General features: G+C 72.6%; 11 protein-coding genes and 1 riboswitch. Of the genes, 6 read left to right on the top strand and 5 right to left on the bottom strand.

All coding sequences use genetic code 11. The features are described from left to right. Positions 1–180: 180 nt before the first annotated feature. On the top strand, positions 181–708 hold the full coding sequence (locus tag IE271_RS11215; RefSeq protein WP_190190096.1) for a DoxX family protein: 528 nt from the start codon (positions 181–183) through the stop codon (positions 706–708). An 80-nt stretch (positions 709–788) separates the two neighbouring features. Here the strand turns inward: IE271_RS11215 and IE271_RS41865 are convergent, their stop codons facing one another. Both IE271_RS41865 and IE271_RS11205 read right to left on the bottom strand, forming a co-directional pair. Then, on the bottom strand, positions 789–1,094 hold the full coding sequence (locus IE271_RS41865) for a hypothetical protein (protein WP_229919259.1): 306 nt from the start codon (positions 1,092–1,094) through the stop codon (positions 789–791). After that, entirely contained in the window at positions 1,081–2,664 is a 1,584-nt protein-coding gene (locus tag IE271_RS11205) for a PspC domain-containing protein (protein ID WP_190190095.1), read from the bottom strand. The genes IE271_RS41865 and IE271_RS11205 overlap by 14 nt, the downstream gene beginning before the upstream one ends. 180 nt (positions 2,665–2,844) lie before the next feature. Between IE271_RS11205 and IE271_RS11200 the strand changes: the two genes are divergently transcribed. The 3 genes from IE271_RS11200 (at position 2,845) to IE271_RS11190 (ending at position 5,739) form a co-directional block, all read left to right on the top strand. Further along, positions 2,845–4,128: an ATP-binding protein gene (locus IE271_RS11200; RefSeq protein ID WP_190190094.1), complete on the top strand. Its 1,284-nt coding sequence runs from the start codon at positions 2,845–2,847 to the stop codon at positions 4,126–4,128. Then, positions 4,125–4,859, top strand: coding sequence for a LuxR C-terminal-related transcriptional regulator (locus IE271_RS11195; protein WP_190190093.1), 735 nt, complete (start codon positions 4,125–4,127; stop codon positions 4,857–4,859). The genes IE271_RS11200 and IE271_RS11195 overlap by 4 nt, the downstream gene beginning before the upstream one ends. A gap of 526 nt (positions 4,860–5,385) precedes the next feature. Next, entirely contained in the window at positions 5,386–5,739 is a 354-nt protein-coding gene (locus tag IE271_RS11190; RefSeq protein ID WP_190190092.1) for a hypothetical protein, read from the top strand. A gap of 153 nt (positions 5,740–5,892) precedes the next feature. Here the strand turns inward: IE271_RS11190 and IE271_RS11185 are convergent, their stop codons facing one another. After that, positions 5,893–7,065 (bottom strand): C40 family peptidase, encoded by a 1,173-nt coding sequence (locus tag IE271_RS11185; protein WP_190190091.1) that lies wholly within the window; start codon positions 7,063–7,065, stop codon positions 5,893–5,895. A gap of 7 nt (positions 7,066–7,072) precedes the next feature. Beyond that, positions 7,073–7,232, bottom strand: a riboswitch (cyclic di-AMP (ydaO/yuaA leader). A 410-nt stretch (positions 7,233–7,642) separates the two neighbouring features. Between IE271_RS11185 and pcrA the strand changes: the two genes are divergently transcribed. Next, positions 7,643–10,117, top strand: coding sequence for a DNA helicase PcrA (gene pcrA / locus IE271_RS11180; RefSeq protein WP_190190090.1), 2,475 nt, complete (start codon positions 7,643–7,645; stop codon positions 10,115–10,117). A 228-nt stretch (positions 10,118–10,345) separates the two neighbouring features. Here pcrA and IE271_RS11175 read toward each other — a convergent pair whose 3' ends face one another. Both IE271_RS11175 and IE271_RS11170 read right to left on the bottom strand, forming a co-directional pair. Continuing rightward, positions 10,346–11,941 (bottom strand): M23 family metallopeptidase, encoded by a 1,596-nt coding sequence (locus IE271_RS11175; RefSeq protein WP_229919258.1) that lies wholly within the window; start codon positions 11,939–11,941, stop codon positions 10,346–10,348. Between the two features lie 382 nt (positions 11,942–12,323). Continuing rightward, positions 12,324–13,202, bottom strand: coding sequence for an esterase/lipase family protein (locus IE271_RS11170; RefSeq protein WP_190190088.1), 879 nt, complete (start codon positions 13,200–13,202; stop codon positions 12,324–12,326). A 425-nt stretch (positions 13,203–13,627) separates the two neighbouring features. Between IE271_RS11170 and icmB the strand changes: the two genes are divergently transcribed. Continuing rightward, positions 13,628–14,044, top strand: a complete 417-nt coding sequence (icmB, locus tag IE271_RS11165; RefSeq protein WP_190190087.1) for a coenzyme B12-dependent isobutyryl CoA mutase small subunit — start codon at positions 13,628–13,630, stop codon at positions 14,042–14,044. Positions 14,045–14,186: the final 142 nt, after the last annotated feature.

The raw sequence follows: 14,186 nt of genomic DNA, 5'->3' as shown, positions 1-14,186 counted from the left end.
CGGGGAGCGACAGCGAGGCGACGGGAAGAGGGTGGCCGGGTGCGCATCGGTGTCTCCTTTCGTTCCGTGAACCCGCGTGCTTGTGACACATACCGGCGAACCGGTGGTTGAGCTGCCGACCGATGGCGTACGTATGGGCCGTCGAGGACTCGCACACCGCGGTGAGAGGCGGCGAGAGCAATGGTTCAGGGATTTCGTACGGACCCCGGCGGCACACGGGTCGACAGCGGGGGCTGGCGGGACACCGTCACGCGCCACGCCCTGCTGCCCCTGCGCCTCTTCCTCGGCGTCACCTTCGTCTACGCGGGGATCGACAAGCTGACCGACAGCGCGTTCCTGTCGGACGCGGGGTCCGGGTCCGTGGGCGACACGATGCGCGCCGTGCGCGACTCCTCGGCGATCCCGGCCCTCGTCGACCTGGCCCTGAAGAACCCCGTCGGCTTCGGCTACGCCATCGCCCTCGGCGAGCTGGCCGTCGGCATCGGCGTGCTGATCGGCCTGCTGACCCGGATCGCCGCGCTCGGCGGCGCGCTGATCTCCCTGAGCCTCTGGCTCACCGTGAGCTGGGCCTCCGATCCGTACTACTACGGCAACGACCTCCCGTACCTCATGGCATGGCTGCCCCTCGTCCTCGCGGGCGCCCAGGCGCTCTCCGTCGACGCCACCCTCCGTGACCGCCGCCGATGGCGGCGCCCGGTCGGCTACTGAGCGGCTGCCGAGCCGCCGGAGGCCGAGGCCGGAAGCCGGAGGGCGGGCGGTGGGGACGGAAGCCGTAGGGCGGCTGTCGTCTAACCCGGTATGTGGGTGTCGCGGCCCGGTGTGCGGGCGTCCTCGCGGGCCCCACCGTCGAAGGGATGCTGTCTCCGCTTCTCGTGGCGGCACCGTCCCGCGCGGCGCGAGGCGTTGCGGTGGCGTACCGCCGCGGTCACCGTGCCCACCGCTCCGGCCAGGCACAGGCCGCCGACGACCAGAGGGATCACCACGAACCACGGCGTCTCCCACAGTCCGCCGGCGTCACCCGCGTACGTCACGCCGGCGATCGCGAGGAACACGCCCGCCACCAGCTTCCCGGGCTGGAAGTCATGACGCAGCACGGGCCACCTCCGCCTGTCCGGCACCGACGGTCAGGGAGAGGTCGAGCGTGCCACCGCTCTTCCCGCCGCCCTCGGGTGCGAGCGTGAGCTGCTTCTCCCTGCCCGGTGCCACGTCCACGTCCTGCTTCTTCTCGCCCGGCAGCTGAATGTCGCCGAGTCCCACATGGATGTCCAGCTTCACCGTGACGTCGTCCGGCACGATCACCTTCAGACGGCCCACCCCCACGTCCGCGCCGGTCGTCAGCGTCTGCTCGCCGGACAGGTCGACACGGCTCAGATCCAGCGTGCCGACTCCCGTCCCCAGTTCGTAGCGGTCCCGCACGGCCGTCGCCCCGGCGGGCGTCCAGTCCGTGCGCACCCAGTGCGTACCGGCGTTCTCCGGCAGCGCCGTCGAGCACGTCAGCAGTACCGCCGTGACGACGGCCAGGAAGATCGATCCGCCCCCCGTGCGCCCCAGGAACGCGCTGACCGCGATGCCCAGGCCGAACACGGCGAGCGCACAGGACAGCCCCGTCTGCAGGCTGGTCGCCAGTGTCTGGTCCTCCCAGGTCAGCCCGGTGCCGAAGGCACCGGCCAGCAGGGCGAGCAGGAACACCCAGCCGCCGATCCAGCGCGGGCCGCGCGGTCTCGGCCCGCGCTCGGTGCGCGTCTCCTGCCGGGCGGCCCCGCTCCGGGCGATGGCGACCGCCGCCGCGACGTCCCGGTCGCGCGCTTCCCACGGCCCCCACAGATAGCCCGTGCCGCCCACGTGCGTGCCGTCCTTGACGATGGGCTCCCGCCACCAGGACGGATAGGTCGCCGTGACGGGCGGCGCCTGGGCCTCCGGCGGGGCGTCGGCGGCCGCCTGCGCGGCCAGCGGGTCGGGGTGCGGGGCGCCGCGCCGCCGCGACCAGTACCCGGCGCCCGCCAGCAGCAGGGCGAGCACCACGGCGAACGACAGCATGTCGCCGTTGTTCAGCATGGACAGGAACGCGCCGCAGCCGACCAGCGCGAAGAGGACGCCGGCCAGCGCCTGGCCGTCCACGCGGCCGGTGAGCATCCTGCGCACCTCGTTCTCGTCCTCGTCGTCGTACGGGACGAAGAGCCAGACGAAGCCGTAGAAGATCAGCCCCACGCCGCCGGTCGCCGCGAGGACGGCGAGGACGATCCGGAAGATCACCGGGTCCATGTCGCAGTGCCGGCCCAGCCCCGCGCACACGCCGCCCAGCAGCTTCTGCCGCCGGTCGCGCCGGAATCCGCCGGAGGCCCGGGCACCGGCGGGCTCCCCGCTCCCGTCCGCACCGGCCGCGCCCTCCGCGGCGCCGGCGGTCGCCCGCCGGCCTCCGGCCGCGCCGGACCGACCGGCCGCGCCGGACCGACCGGACGCGCCGGAACTCTCCGCGTACGCGTGTGCACCCTCGTACGCGCGCGGCTCCTCTTCGGAACCCGCCCCCACGGATTCCGCTCCTGCGGAGGCCGACGGCGTGGAGGCCGCGGCCCCGGCCACGGCGTCCCGCGGCTCGCCGCCCGTACGCGGGTCCGAGCCGGAGCCGGGTCCCCGCTCCGCCGCGGCGCGCTGCTGATCTGTCATGCGTCCATGGTGACGGCCGCGACGGCCCGGCGGCAGTCGGGACGACCCTGGCCGAACCCTGAAATCGCCCCGACGCGTCCCGGGTCCGGGCCCCGACACCTATCCGGCCACGGAGATCAGGGAAGTCTCCGGGACCGACCCTGATGCCCTGCTCCGCCCGTGCGTGTGACCATCATTGGCATGCCGGAAGCCGCAGCACCGCCCCTCGCCGAACCGCGGCCGCCGCGCAAGCTCTACCGCAGCAGCGACGGACGCTGGCTCGGGGGCGTGGCGCGGGGGCTCGCCGGGCATCTCGGGCTGCCCGTGGTCTGGGTGCGGCTGGTCTTCGTCGGACTGAGCATGGCGGACGGGCTCGGCTCGCTGGTGTACGCGGCGTTCTGGTTCTTCGTGCCGCTCGGTGTCGGCGGCGTCGGCTCGGGGCGCCCGCCGGTGATCGCCACGGAGGTCGCCCCCGACGGCCGCCGCAGACTCGTCGCCCGCAGACCCGACCGCGGCCAGATCGTCGCGCTGCTCGCCATGGTCGTGGTGGCCATGATCTTCGTCGGCAACGTCGACCTCGGCGGCGGCGTCAAGGCGTACCTCTGGCCGATCGTGCTGGTCGCCGCGGGCGTCGCCCTGGTCTGGCGCCAGGCGGACAACGCGCGGCGCGCCCGCTGGATGGAGGTCGGCCGCCGCCGGCGCACGCTCACCCTGCTGCGCTCGGCCGCGGGCGTCCTGCTGGTGACCGTGGGCGTCTCCGGGATATTCGTCCTCCAGGGCTCCGCCGCCCACCTGGGCTCGGTGCTGCAGGCGGCGCTCGCGGTGCTCGTCGGCATAACGCTGCTCGCCGGCCCCTACCTCGTCCGCATGACACAGGACCTCTCCGAGGAACGCCTGATGCGCATCCGCGCCCAGGAGCGCGCGGAGGTCGCCGCGCACGTCCACGACTCGGTGCTGCACACCCTGACGCTGATCCAGCGCAACGCGGAGAACGCGGGCGAGGTGCGCCGTCTCGCCCGCGCCCAGGAACGCGACCTGCGCGCCTGGCTCTACAAGCCCGAGGGCACGGGCAAGGACGAGGACGAGGAGCCCGACACCCTCGCCGAGGCGGTCCGGCGCAACGCGGCGGAGGTGGAGGACAAGCACGGCGTACCCATCGAGGTCGTCGTCGTGGGCGACTGCCCGCTCGACGAGCGGATCGGCGCCCAGATGCAGGCCGCGAGGGAAGCCATGGTGAACGCGGCCAAGTACGGTGGCGAGGGCGGCGCGGTACAGGTCTTCGCCGAGGCGGAGGGCAGAACGGTCTTCGTCTCGGTGCGCGACCGGGGGCCCGGGTTCGACCTGGACGCGATACCCGCCGACCGCATGGGCGTCAGAGAATCGATCATCGGCCGCATGGAGCGCAACGGCGGCACGGCGCGGCTGCGCGCGGTGCCCGACGGCGGCACGGAGGTCGAGCTGGAGATGGAGAGGGCGGAGACATGAGCGACGCGAACGGGGCGGCCGGACCGGCCGAGCCGAACGGGGGCGCCGCGGAGGCGGGCACGGCGGCCGGGCGACGCGTCCGTGTCGTACTGGTCGACGACCACCGCATGTTCCGTACGGGCGTGCGGGCGGAGATCGGGGAGACCGACCGCACCGGCGTCGAGGTGGTCGGCGAGGCGGCGGACGTGGACCAGGCGGTCTCGGTCATCACGGCCACCCGCCCCGAGGTGGTCCTCCTCGACGTCCACCTCCCCGGGGGCGGCGGCGTCGAAGTGCTGCGCCGCTGCGCCGCGTTGACGGCCGACGCGCAGCAGCCCGTGCGCTTCCTCGCGCTGTCCGTCTCGGACGCGGCCGAGGACGTCATCGGCGTGATCCGGGGCGGCGCCCGGGGGTACGTCACGAAGACGATCACCGGTGCGGACCTGATCGGCTCCATCTTCCGCGTGCAGGAGGGCGACGCGGTCTTCTCGCCGCGCCTCGCGGGCTTCGTCCTCGACGCGTTCGCCTCCACGGACGCCCCGCCGGTCGACGAGGACCTCGACCGGCTCACCCAGCGCGAGCGGGAGGTGCTGCGCCTGATCGCCCGCGGCTATGCGTACAAGGAGATCGCCAAGCAGCTGTACATCTCGGTGAAGACGGTGGAGTCGCATGTCTCGGCGGTGCTCAGGAAGCTCCAGCTGTCCAACCGGCACGAGCTGACCCGCTGGGCCACGGCCCGTCGGCTGGTCTGAGCAGCGGGCCGGACCGACCGGGCCGGGGCTGGGCCGAGCTGAGCCAACGGGTCGACCAGGATTGATCGGATCCGACCGGGACGGTCGGGCCGGACGGGGCCGGGAGTCCGTCCGGCGGCGGCCCGCACAGGGGGAGCGGGCCGCCGCCGGACCTTCTCGGCGGTGGTGTCCGACTGCCGCCCCTGGCCGGGCGGCGGTGGGGAGCCGGTCACCTGGGAAGGACGCTAGCCCCGGCAGCGGGGACCCGGTACCGCCATGTACGGAACTGACGGGACCGGACCGTGCAGCGACCGCTTGCGACCGTGATCCCGGTGGGCCCGTAGCGCCTTCGCGCGAAGCGCTGACCGATGCGGCGGTTGCGGGCGATCCCGCCGTGCGGTGCTGCTACGGGCGGCCGTGCCGTCTCGCCATGTGCCCTGCGCCGGGGCTCACGGACCCTGTGTGCCGGGGCCGTGAGGCCCGTCCGCCCCGGGCCCGCCGGGGTGGTGCGGAGAGGGGCGGAAGGCCCCGATTAGGCTCCGGCGTCATGGACGTACTCATCCACCTCTTCGTCGCCCTGCACATCGTCGGTATCGCCGCACTCCTCGGCGGCTTCCTCACGCAGATGAAGGCGATGGGCCGGGGCACGGCCCGCTTCGTCCCGGCGATGCTGCACGGTGCACTGACGATGCTGGTCACGGGCGTGGTCCTGGTCGGCCTCAACCAGGCCGACGGCTCGTCCGTCAACAACATCAAGATCGGCGTGAAGCTGGCCCTGCTGATCGTGATCCTCGGCCTCGTGTACGTGAAGCGGGACGAGGAGAAGGTGGACAAGAGTCTCTTCGGCCTGGTGGGCGCCCTGACGACGGCGAACGTCTTCATCGCCGTCCTGTGGACCTGAAGGACCCGAAGGCGTGAGAACCCGCCGGACGGCCGTACCCGAAGCCCGGGGACGGCCGTCCGCCGCGTGACCGCGTGACCGCGTGACCGCGTGACCGCGTGACCGCGTGACCGCGTGACCGCGTGACCGCGTGACCGCGTGACCGCCCCGGTGTCAGGCCGGCCGCACCACGCTGTAGATCGACGACTCGCCGTCGTAGTAGATCGACTCCTCGCGGACGTACGCGCCCGGCTTCGGGGCGTGGATCATCATGCCGCCGCCGATGTAGATGCCGACGTGGCTGATGTCGTCGTAGAAGAAGACCAGGTCGCCGGGTTTCGCGGCGGAGACGCCGATGGTGGTTCCGGCGTTCACCTGGTCCCACGTCGTCCGCGGCAGGCTCACGCCGGCGGTCCTCCAGGCGGCCTGGGTCAGCCCCGAGCAGTCGTACGAGCCGGGCCCGCTGGCCCCCCAGACGTACGGCTTGCCGATCTGGGCGCGGGCGAAGGCCAGGGCCTTCTCCGCCTTGGAGCTGCTGGTACCCGTGCCCGTGCCGGCACCGGTGGTCCCGGAGGCCGTGGAACCGCCGGCGGAGGTGCCGGCCGACTGCCGCGCCTGCTCCTCCTGGCGCTGCCGCTCGGCGGCCTCCGCCTGCTGCCGCGCCAGCTCGTCCGCCTTGCGCCGCGCCTCCTCCTGCTTCTGCCGCTCGATCGCCGCCAGCCGCGCCTTCTCCTGCGCGGTCAGCCGCGACAGCAGGTCGCGCGCCGCGGCGAGCTTCTGCTGCACGGCGGCCTTGCGCGTCCTCAGCGTGGCCTGCGAGTCGGTCAGCGTCTCCAGGCTGCGCGAGGCCTCCTGGCGCTTCTGTGCCGTCTCCGCCTGCTGGGTCACGTAGTCGTCGACCGCCCGCTGCTGCCGGCTGGTGAGCCGGTCCATCAGCTGGTTCTGGTCGAAGTAGTCCTGCGGGTCGTCGGCCAGCAGCAGGCTCGCGGTGTCGGGCGCCGCGGCGCCGGTGCGGTACTGGGCGGCGGCGTACGAGCCCAGCTCCTCGCGGGCCTCGTTCAGCTTCTCCGTGCGCTCGGCCACGTCGTCCAGCAGCGTGTCGACGCGCTTGCGCTGCTTGGCGGTCCTCTCCTCGGCCGCGTTGTACTTCTCGGTCGCCGTCCCGGCCTGGCGGTAGAGATCGTCGACCTTCTTCTGCACCTCTTCCAGGCTCGGCCTCGGCTCCTCGGAGGGAGCCGCGTTCGCCGTCTGGGAGAACAGGGCCACCGAGGTCAGCGCGGCGGTGGCGAGGGCGGGGGTCCGTATGCCCACGGGACCGGGGGACCGGTCTTTGCGGTGCGACGCCACGAGGGCGGCTCCTTCCGTCGTCCGCCTACCGGGTTAGCTGTCGGGTTCGGGCGGGTGGTTCGGAAGGGTTGCCCTACGGTCCTCGCGCCGGCGGGCGGTCGGGCCGATTCACCCCGGGAACGGTGGGTCCCCGGCTCCGGACGTGCCGGACTCGGCGGAGGCCGTGCGGCCCGGCGACGTTCGCCGGAGAGGGTCGTACGGCCCACCGGAAAGCTAGCCAACCCGTGTGCCTCCTGTGAAGGTTGATGTTCGAAATGCCCGATACATTTTCGTGACCTTGGTATGGGAGCGGTGCGGACCCGGGCAATTCGGCCGTGCAGCGGGTGATGTGCGGCACGGGAGAGGGCCGGTCCGCCCCTGTCCGCGGGTTCGACGCACCGTGACGCCTCGTGACGTGCGTGAGCGGTCCGGGCGGCCGGACCGGCCGGACCGCTCCTGTGCGTGACGCCGCGGGCCCGCTCCGCGAGCGTCCCGCAGCGTCCCGCGTCGGCCGGCCGCCGTGATCCGCCTCCCGGCCGGGGCCGGATTTCCCGGGCGGCGACCGGGTGTCGGCGGAGCGGCCTAGACTCGGAAGGCGATGAGCAGCCTCTTTGACGACAGCTTCCTGGCGGACCTCGGGACCTCGCAGGCCCCTGAGGAGGAGCCCCCGCCGCCGCCCGAGGACGAGACGCCGGAGCAGATTCCGGACGACCTGTTCGACGGGCGCTTCGACGCGCCCCCGGCCAGAGACGCGTACTACCGGGACGGTGCCGCGCGCCCCCACGTGGATCCGGCCGCGCTCCTGGAGGGGCTGAACGACAACCAGCGCGCCGCCGTCGTGCACGCCGGCTCCCCGCTGCTCATCGTGGCCGGCGCGGGCTCCGGCAAGACGCGGGTGCTCACGCACCGGATCGCGTACCTGCTGGGGCAGCGCGGCGTGCACCCCGGCCAGGTCCTGGCGATCACCTTCACCAACAAGGCCGCCGGTGAGATGAAGGAGCGCGTCGAGCAGCTCGTCGGTCCCCGGGCGAGCGCGATGTGGGTCATGACCTTCCACAGCGCGTGCGTGCGCATCCTGCGCCGGGAGAGCAAGAAGCTCGGCTTCACGTCGTCCTTCTCGATCTACGACGCCGCCGACTCCAAGCGCCTCATGGCCCTGGTCTGCCGCGATCTCGACCTCGACCCGAAGCGCTTTCCGCCCAAGTCCTTCAGCGCCAAGATCTCCAACCTGAAGAACGAGCTGATCGACGAGGAGGACTTCGCCGCCCGGGCCACCGACGGCTTCGAGAAGACCCTCGCCCAGGCGTACGCGCTCTACCAGTCGCGGCTGCGCGAGGCCAACGCGCTCGACTTCGACGACCTGATCATGACGACGGTCAATCTGCTGCGCGCGTTCCCGGACGTCGCCGAGCACTACCGCCGCCGCTTCCGGCACGTCCTCGTCGACGAGTACCAGGACACCAACCACGCGCAGTACGCGCTCGTGCGCGAGCTGGTGGGCCCCTCCGCCGAGGGCGGGGGCCAGGAGCCCGCCGAGCTGTGCGTGGTCGGCGACGCCGACCAGTCGATCTACGCCTTCCGCGGCGCGACCATCCGCAACATCCTCCAGTTCGAGGAGGACTACCCGGACGCGACGACGATCCTGCTGGAGCAGAACTACCGCTCCACGCAGACGATCCTCAGCGCCGCCAACGCGGTCATCGAGCGCAACGAGTCCCGCCGCCCCAAGAACCTGTGGACCAACGCGGGCGCGGGCGCGCAGATCACCGGCTACGTCGCCGACACCGAGCACGACGAGGCCCAGTTCGTCGCCGACGAGATAGACCGTCTGACGGACGCGGGCGAGGCGAAGGCGGGCGACGTCGCCGTCTTCTACCGCACGAACGCCCAGTCCCGTGTCTTCGAAGAGGTCTTCATCCGCGTCGGCCTGCCCTACAAGGTCGTCGGCGGCGTCCGCTTCTACGAGCGCAAGGAGGTCCGGGACGTCCTCGCCTACCTGCGCGTGCTGGCGAACCCGGAGGACTCCGTCCCGCTGCGCCGCATCCTGAACGTGCCCAAGCGCGGCATCGGCGAGCGCGCCGAGGCCATGATCGACGCGCTCGCGCAGCGCGAGAAGATCAGCTTCCCGCAGGCGCTGCGGCGTGTGGACGAGGCGTACGGCATGGCGGCGCGCTCCACCAACGCCGTCAAGCGGTTCAACACGCTGATGGAGGAGCTGCGGACGATCGTCGAGTCCGGCGCCGGACCGGCGACCGTCCTGGAGGCGGTCCTGGAGCGGACGGGGTACCTCGCCGAGCTGCAGGCGTCCACCGACCCGCAGGACGAGACCCGTATCGAGAACCTCCAGGAGCTCGCCGCGGTCGCCCTGGAGTTCGAGCAGGAGACCGGTGAGGACACCGAGCCCGCCGGACTCTCCGACTTCCTGGAGCGCGTCGCCCTGGTCGCCGACTCCGACCAGATCCCGGACGAGGAGGAGGACGGCTCCGGCGTCATCACGCTGATGACGCTGCACACCGCCAAGGGCCTGGAGTTCCCGGTGGTCTTCCTGACCGGTATGGAGGACGGCGTCTTCCCGCACATGCGTGCGCTGGGGCAGACCAAGGAGCTGGAGGAGGAGCGGCGCCTCGCGTACGTGGGCATCACGCGCGCGCGGGAGCGGCTGTACCTGACCCGGTCGACGATGCGCAGTGCCTGGGGCCAGCCCTCGTACAACCCGCCGTCGCGGTTCCTGGAGGAGATCCCCGGCAGCCACCTGGAGTGGAAGCGCACGGGCGCGTCGGCCCCGGTGTCCTCCGCCCCGGTCTCCGGGATCGCGTCCTCGCTGTCGTCCTCGCTGTCGCGGTCGCGGTCGGCCGCCTCCGGGGCGTCAGGCTTCGCCACGCGCCGGGGCGGTGCCGCGGAGAAACCCGTCGTGTCCCTGGCGATCGGCGACCGCGTCACGCACGACCAGTTCGGCCTCGGCACGGTGGTCGGCGTGAAGGGGACGGGCGCGAACGCGGAGGCGACGATCGACTTCGGCGACACGAAGCCGAAGAGGCTGCTGCTGCGGTACGCGCCGGTGGAGAAGCTGTAGCCCTCACTCGCCCCGCCCCCGGGGATCCCCGGGACGGACCGGACGCGGCCCCCGCACCACGGGTGCGGGGGCCGTACTGTTCCCGGGCGCTCGGTGATCCGGACATTCGGTGATCCGGTCAAGCGGACAGCGGACAGCGGACAGCCGGGAAGGCACGTGGGCACGCGGGCGCGCATCCGGGCGCTCGGGCGCCCGCGGGGGCGGCCGCGTTCGTCGGGTCCGGCCGGCTCAGGAGGGGTCGAGGCCGTGGCTGCGCAGCCACGGCAGTGGGTCGATCGCGGCGCCGCCGGCCGGGCGCACCTCGAAGTGGAGGTGCGGGCCGGTGGAGTTGCCCGAGTTGCCCGAGAAGGCGATCGGGTCGCCGGCCTTCACGGCGGCGCCCGAGGCGACCTTGTAGGTGGAGAGGTGGCAGTACCAGGTCTCCGTGCCGTCCTTCGCGGTGACGATCACCATGTTGCCGTAGGCGGCGTTCCACTGGGTCCGCACGGTCCCGTCGGTCGCGGCCATCACGGTCGTCCCGTACGAGACCGGGAAGTCGATGCCGGTGTGCGCGGACATCCAGTTGATGCCGGCCTGGCCGTAGTAGGCGCTGAGGCCGTGCTGCGCGACCGGGAGGGCGAACTTCGGGCGCAGCCGCTCCTTGCGGGCCGCCTCCTCCGCCGCCTTCTTCTTCTCCAGCTCCTGCTGGGCCTTGAGGTCGATGCGTTCCTGCGTGCGGCTCGCCCGGTCGGCGAAGTCGTCCACGTCCGCGGAGAGGTTCTGGAGCTGGGTGTCCAGCTTGTTGTTAGCGGTGGACGGCTGGACCGTCTTCGTGTCCGCGGCCGAGGCCGTCGTCTCCTTGGACTCGTCGCCGCCACCGCCCACGGAGGCGGCCGCGATCCCGGCCACGCCCATCACGCAGGCGGAGGGCACGGCCACGGTGAACAGTGCGGAGCGCCGGGCGGGAGGACGGCGGCGGGAACGGGAGCGCGCGGCGGAACGCTCCTCCGCGCGCGTATGCGTGACCACCTCGGCGACGTCGGCCGGCGCGTACGCGTCCGGGCCGGTGTCGCCGTGCGCGCCCGCGCCGTCGCCGAACTCCTCACCGGCGAGCGCGTGTTCGTCGGGCGCGATCTGCTCGAAGGTCGCGGTCGGCTGCTGGTCGAAGGGCAGCTCGTGCGCGGCCGCGTCGAAGGGCTCGAAGCCCTCCTGCGGGACCTGGGGCTGGACCAGGGTCGGCTCGGGGCCCGCGGAGTTCCACGCCGTCGCGTCGTAGGCGCCGCTGTCGAAGATCTGGGTGGCTTCCCACTGCTGGGTCTGCTCGTGCGGGCCGGCCTGCGACCAGGCGGCCGCGTCCCACTGGCCGGTGGCCTCGGGACCGGGCGTCTGCGCCGGGATCCCGGAGAGGTGGTCGTGCCCGGCGTCCTGCCACGTCCCGTCCGCGGCGCCCGCCGGGTCGGTGAAGGCGGTCGCGTCGAACCCGCCCGTCTCGTACGAGGTGGGGTGCGCGCCCTGGCCCGCGTACGGGTCGTAGTGCGCCGTCCCGTGGCTGCCGGTGGCCCACTGCGCGGTGTCGTACGCGCCCGTGTCGGCGCCCGGCACGCTCCCGCCGCCGGTCATGTCGCCGAACAGGGGGTCGGTCGAGAAGGCCGTGGTGGGGGTGTAGCCGCCGGTCTCGTGCCCGCCGAATCCGTCGGCATGGAATCCGGTGGCGGGGTACCCGCCGTACGTGGTGAAGTCGCCGTACTGGCTTCCTTGCTCACCGTAGGGCGCGTGATGCGCCGAGGCGGCTCCGGGAGCCGTGGCCGGGGAGTTCACGGTCCCCGACGGGTGACGGTCGTTCACCAACTTCTCTTTCGCCTCGACGACAGGGGCTGGTAGAGCAGTGCGGCGACTGTACCCGGCAGTATGCGAGCGCGACAATCTTCCGTAGGTTTCGTGCTCGCGGGAAACGGGCATTCGGCCGCCTTTCGGCGGACTGCGCACAGAGCCTTGGCCTTGTGTTCGATGAGTGTTCGATATCGAGGCGGGTGCGGGAGTGCGTCCGGACCACCACCCGTGGGAATCGGACGGACGCCGGAACCGTCACCGGACCGCTGCGGAGACCGTCGCCGGAGTCGGCTTCGGGCCGCTGCGGAGGTCGCCACCGGATCGCCACCGAATCCGCCGCCGGAGCCGTCGCCGGGGTGCCGCCGGGTCGGCCGTGTCCGGACCGCCGGCCGGTGGGTCAGGCCACCGTCAGCCCGCCGGGCCGGTCGGCCGTGGCCGTCTCCTCGGCGTCGAGCACCTGCCGGATGCCGGAGGCCACGGCCGGGTGCACGGGCAGCGCGAGATGCCCGATGCCGCTCACCTGCACGTTCTGCACGAGCAGATCGGGGTGCTCGATACAGGCGGTCCGCAGCGGGTCCATCAGCTGGTCGAGGTCGCTCCAGAAGCTCACGAAGCGCGTACGGCACCCGGGCGCCGGCAGCCGCAGTTCCTCGATCACCGCCGATCCGGGGCGCATCTGCCGCACGATCGGGTGCGCGTTCATCAGCGGCACGACCCGGGTGCCGCCGTGCGGCGTGCCGAGCGTCACGAGCGTACGCACGCGCAGGTCGCCGCCCAGCCGCTGCACGTAGTACCGCGCGATCAGGCCGCCCAGGCTGTGCCCGACGATGTCGACCTCGCGCCGGCCGGTGCGCTCGCAGATGTCCTCGATGTGCCGGCGGAGCAGCTCGGCGGCGGTGCGTATGTCGCAGGTGAGCGGCGAGTAGTTGAGCGACTCGACCTGCTGTCTCCCGTGCTGGGCGAGGGAACGGCGCAGCAGCACGAAGACCGAGCGGTTGTCGATGAACCCGTGCAGCAGGACGACCGGGGGTTTGTCCGGGGTGGGCAGCCGGGCCGGGTCGGTCCCGGAGTCCTCCTCGGTGCCGGAGCCCGGCAGGGCGGCGGGGGCCCGGCGCTCCTGGGTGATGCCGGACGGATAGAGGAAGAGGTGGCCCGCGAGAATCGCCATCTCCAGGGCCGTCGCCTTCAGGAGAGCCAGCGAGAGCCCCGCCAGCTTGTTCGGGAACAGGTGCTGGCAGAGCGGAAGAAAGGGCGCGGCCGCCCTGGTGACCTTCATGGCCGACCTCCTGTCGGCGCACGGAGGGACGCCTCTGTCCCCCGTGTGCCCTCGGGGGAAACCGTCCGCAGAAGGGGACGACGACGCACGAGCGGTGCCCGCTGTGCTGGTGAAACGGCGAAGGTGTCCGCCGTCGTGCGGTCGTCGCCGTGCCGCGCCTCGCGCCCGCCGGCAGGCGGCGCGGAGGTGCGGTGGTTCTCTGTAACGGCTTCCCTTGCGCCCGGTCCGGCTGTGACCCCGTGTGCCACGGGAGCGGGAACGGTGCGCGGTGAACGTGTCCCACGTGTGATTTCCCCCTCGCTCCTTACCGTGAAACTGCCGGGTGCGGGATGCTGGCGATAACGTTCGTTCACTTGCCCGGACCGGCGCGGTACGGGTGGAAACAGATCTCTGCAGAGCGGTGCAGTCGGTTCATGGAGGCAGTGATGGGTGTGGCAGCCGGTCCGATCCGTGTGGTGGTGGCCAAGCCGGGGCTCGACGGGCACGATCGCGGCGCGAAGGTCATCGCGCGTGCGCTGCGCGACGCGGGGATGGAGGTCATCTACACGGGCCTGCACCAGACGCCCGAGCAGATCGTCGACACCGCGATCCAGGAGGACGCCGACGCGATCGGCCTGTCCATCCTCTCCGGAGCGCACAACACCCTGTTCGCCGCGGTCATCGCCCTCCTGAAGGAGCGCGACGCGGAGGACATCAAGGTCTTCGGCGGCGGCATCATCCCGGAGGCCGACATCCCGCCGCTGAAGGAGCAGGGCGTGGCGGAGATCTTCACGCCGGGCGCCACCACGGCGTCGATCGTCGACTGGGTACGGGCGAACATCCGCCAGCCGGCGGAGGCGTAGCCGCCCCGCGGCGTGCACGGGGCACTCGGCACTCAGCGCGCCGCGTGCGACTGTCGCTGTCCCTGTGACCGCCGCTGTCATTGCGACTGCCGGTGTCTCTGCGACCGCCGCTGCCGCGGCTGCCGTCGCCACTGCGGCGGTC

It is taken from the genome of Streptomyces minutiscleroticus, assembly GCF_014650875.1.
Classification (GTDB): Bacteria; Actinomycetota; Actinomycetes; order Streptomycetales; family Streptomycetaceae; genus Streptomyces; species Streptomyces minutiscleroticus.
Note: the sequence above shows the minus strand (reverse complement) of the source record. Positions and strands in the feature narration are given on the sequence as shown.

Coding starts and splice junctions, on each gene's coding strand:
- IE271_RS11215 (WP_190190096.1), top strand. CDS start 181: ATGGTTCAGGGATTTCGTACGGACCCCGGCGGCACACGGGTCGACAGC.
- IE271_RS11205 (WP_190190095.1), bottom strand. CDS start 2,664: ATGACAGATCAGCAGCGCGCCGCGGCGGAGCGGGGACCCGGCTCCGGC.
- IE271_RS11200 (WP_190190094.1), top strand. CDS start 2,845: ATGCCGGAAGCCGCAGCACCGCCCCTCGCCGAACCGCGGCCGCCGCGC.
- IE271_RS11195 (WP_190190093.1), top strand. CDS start 4,125: ATGAGCGACGCGAACGGGGCGGCCGGACCGGCCGAGCCGAACGGGGGC.
- IE271_RS11190 (WP_190190092.1), top strand. CDS start 5,386: ATGGACGTACTCATCCACCTCTTCGTCGCCCTGCACATCGTCGGTATC.
- pcrA (WP_190190090.1), top strand. CDS start 7,643: ATGAGCAGCCTCTTTGACGACAGCTTCCTGGCGGACCTCGGGACCTCG.
- IE271_RS11170 (WP_190190088.1), bottom strand. CDS start 13,202: ATGAAGGTCACCAGGGCGGCCGCGCCCTTTCTTCCGCTCTGCCAGCAC.
- icmB (WP_190190087.1), top strand. CDS start 13,628: ATGGGTGTGGCAGCCGGTCCGATCCGTGTGGTGGTGGCCAAGCCGGGG.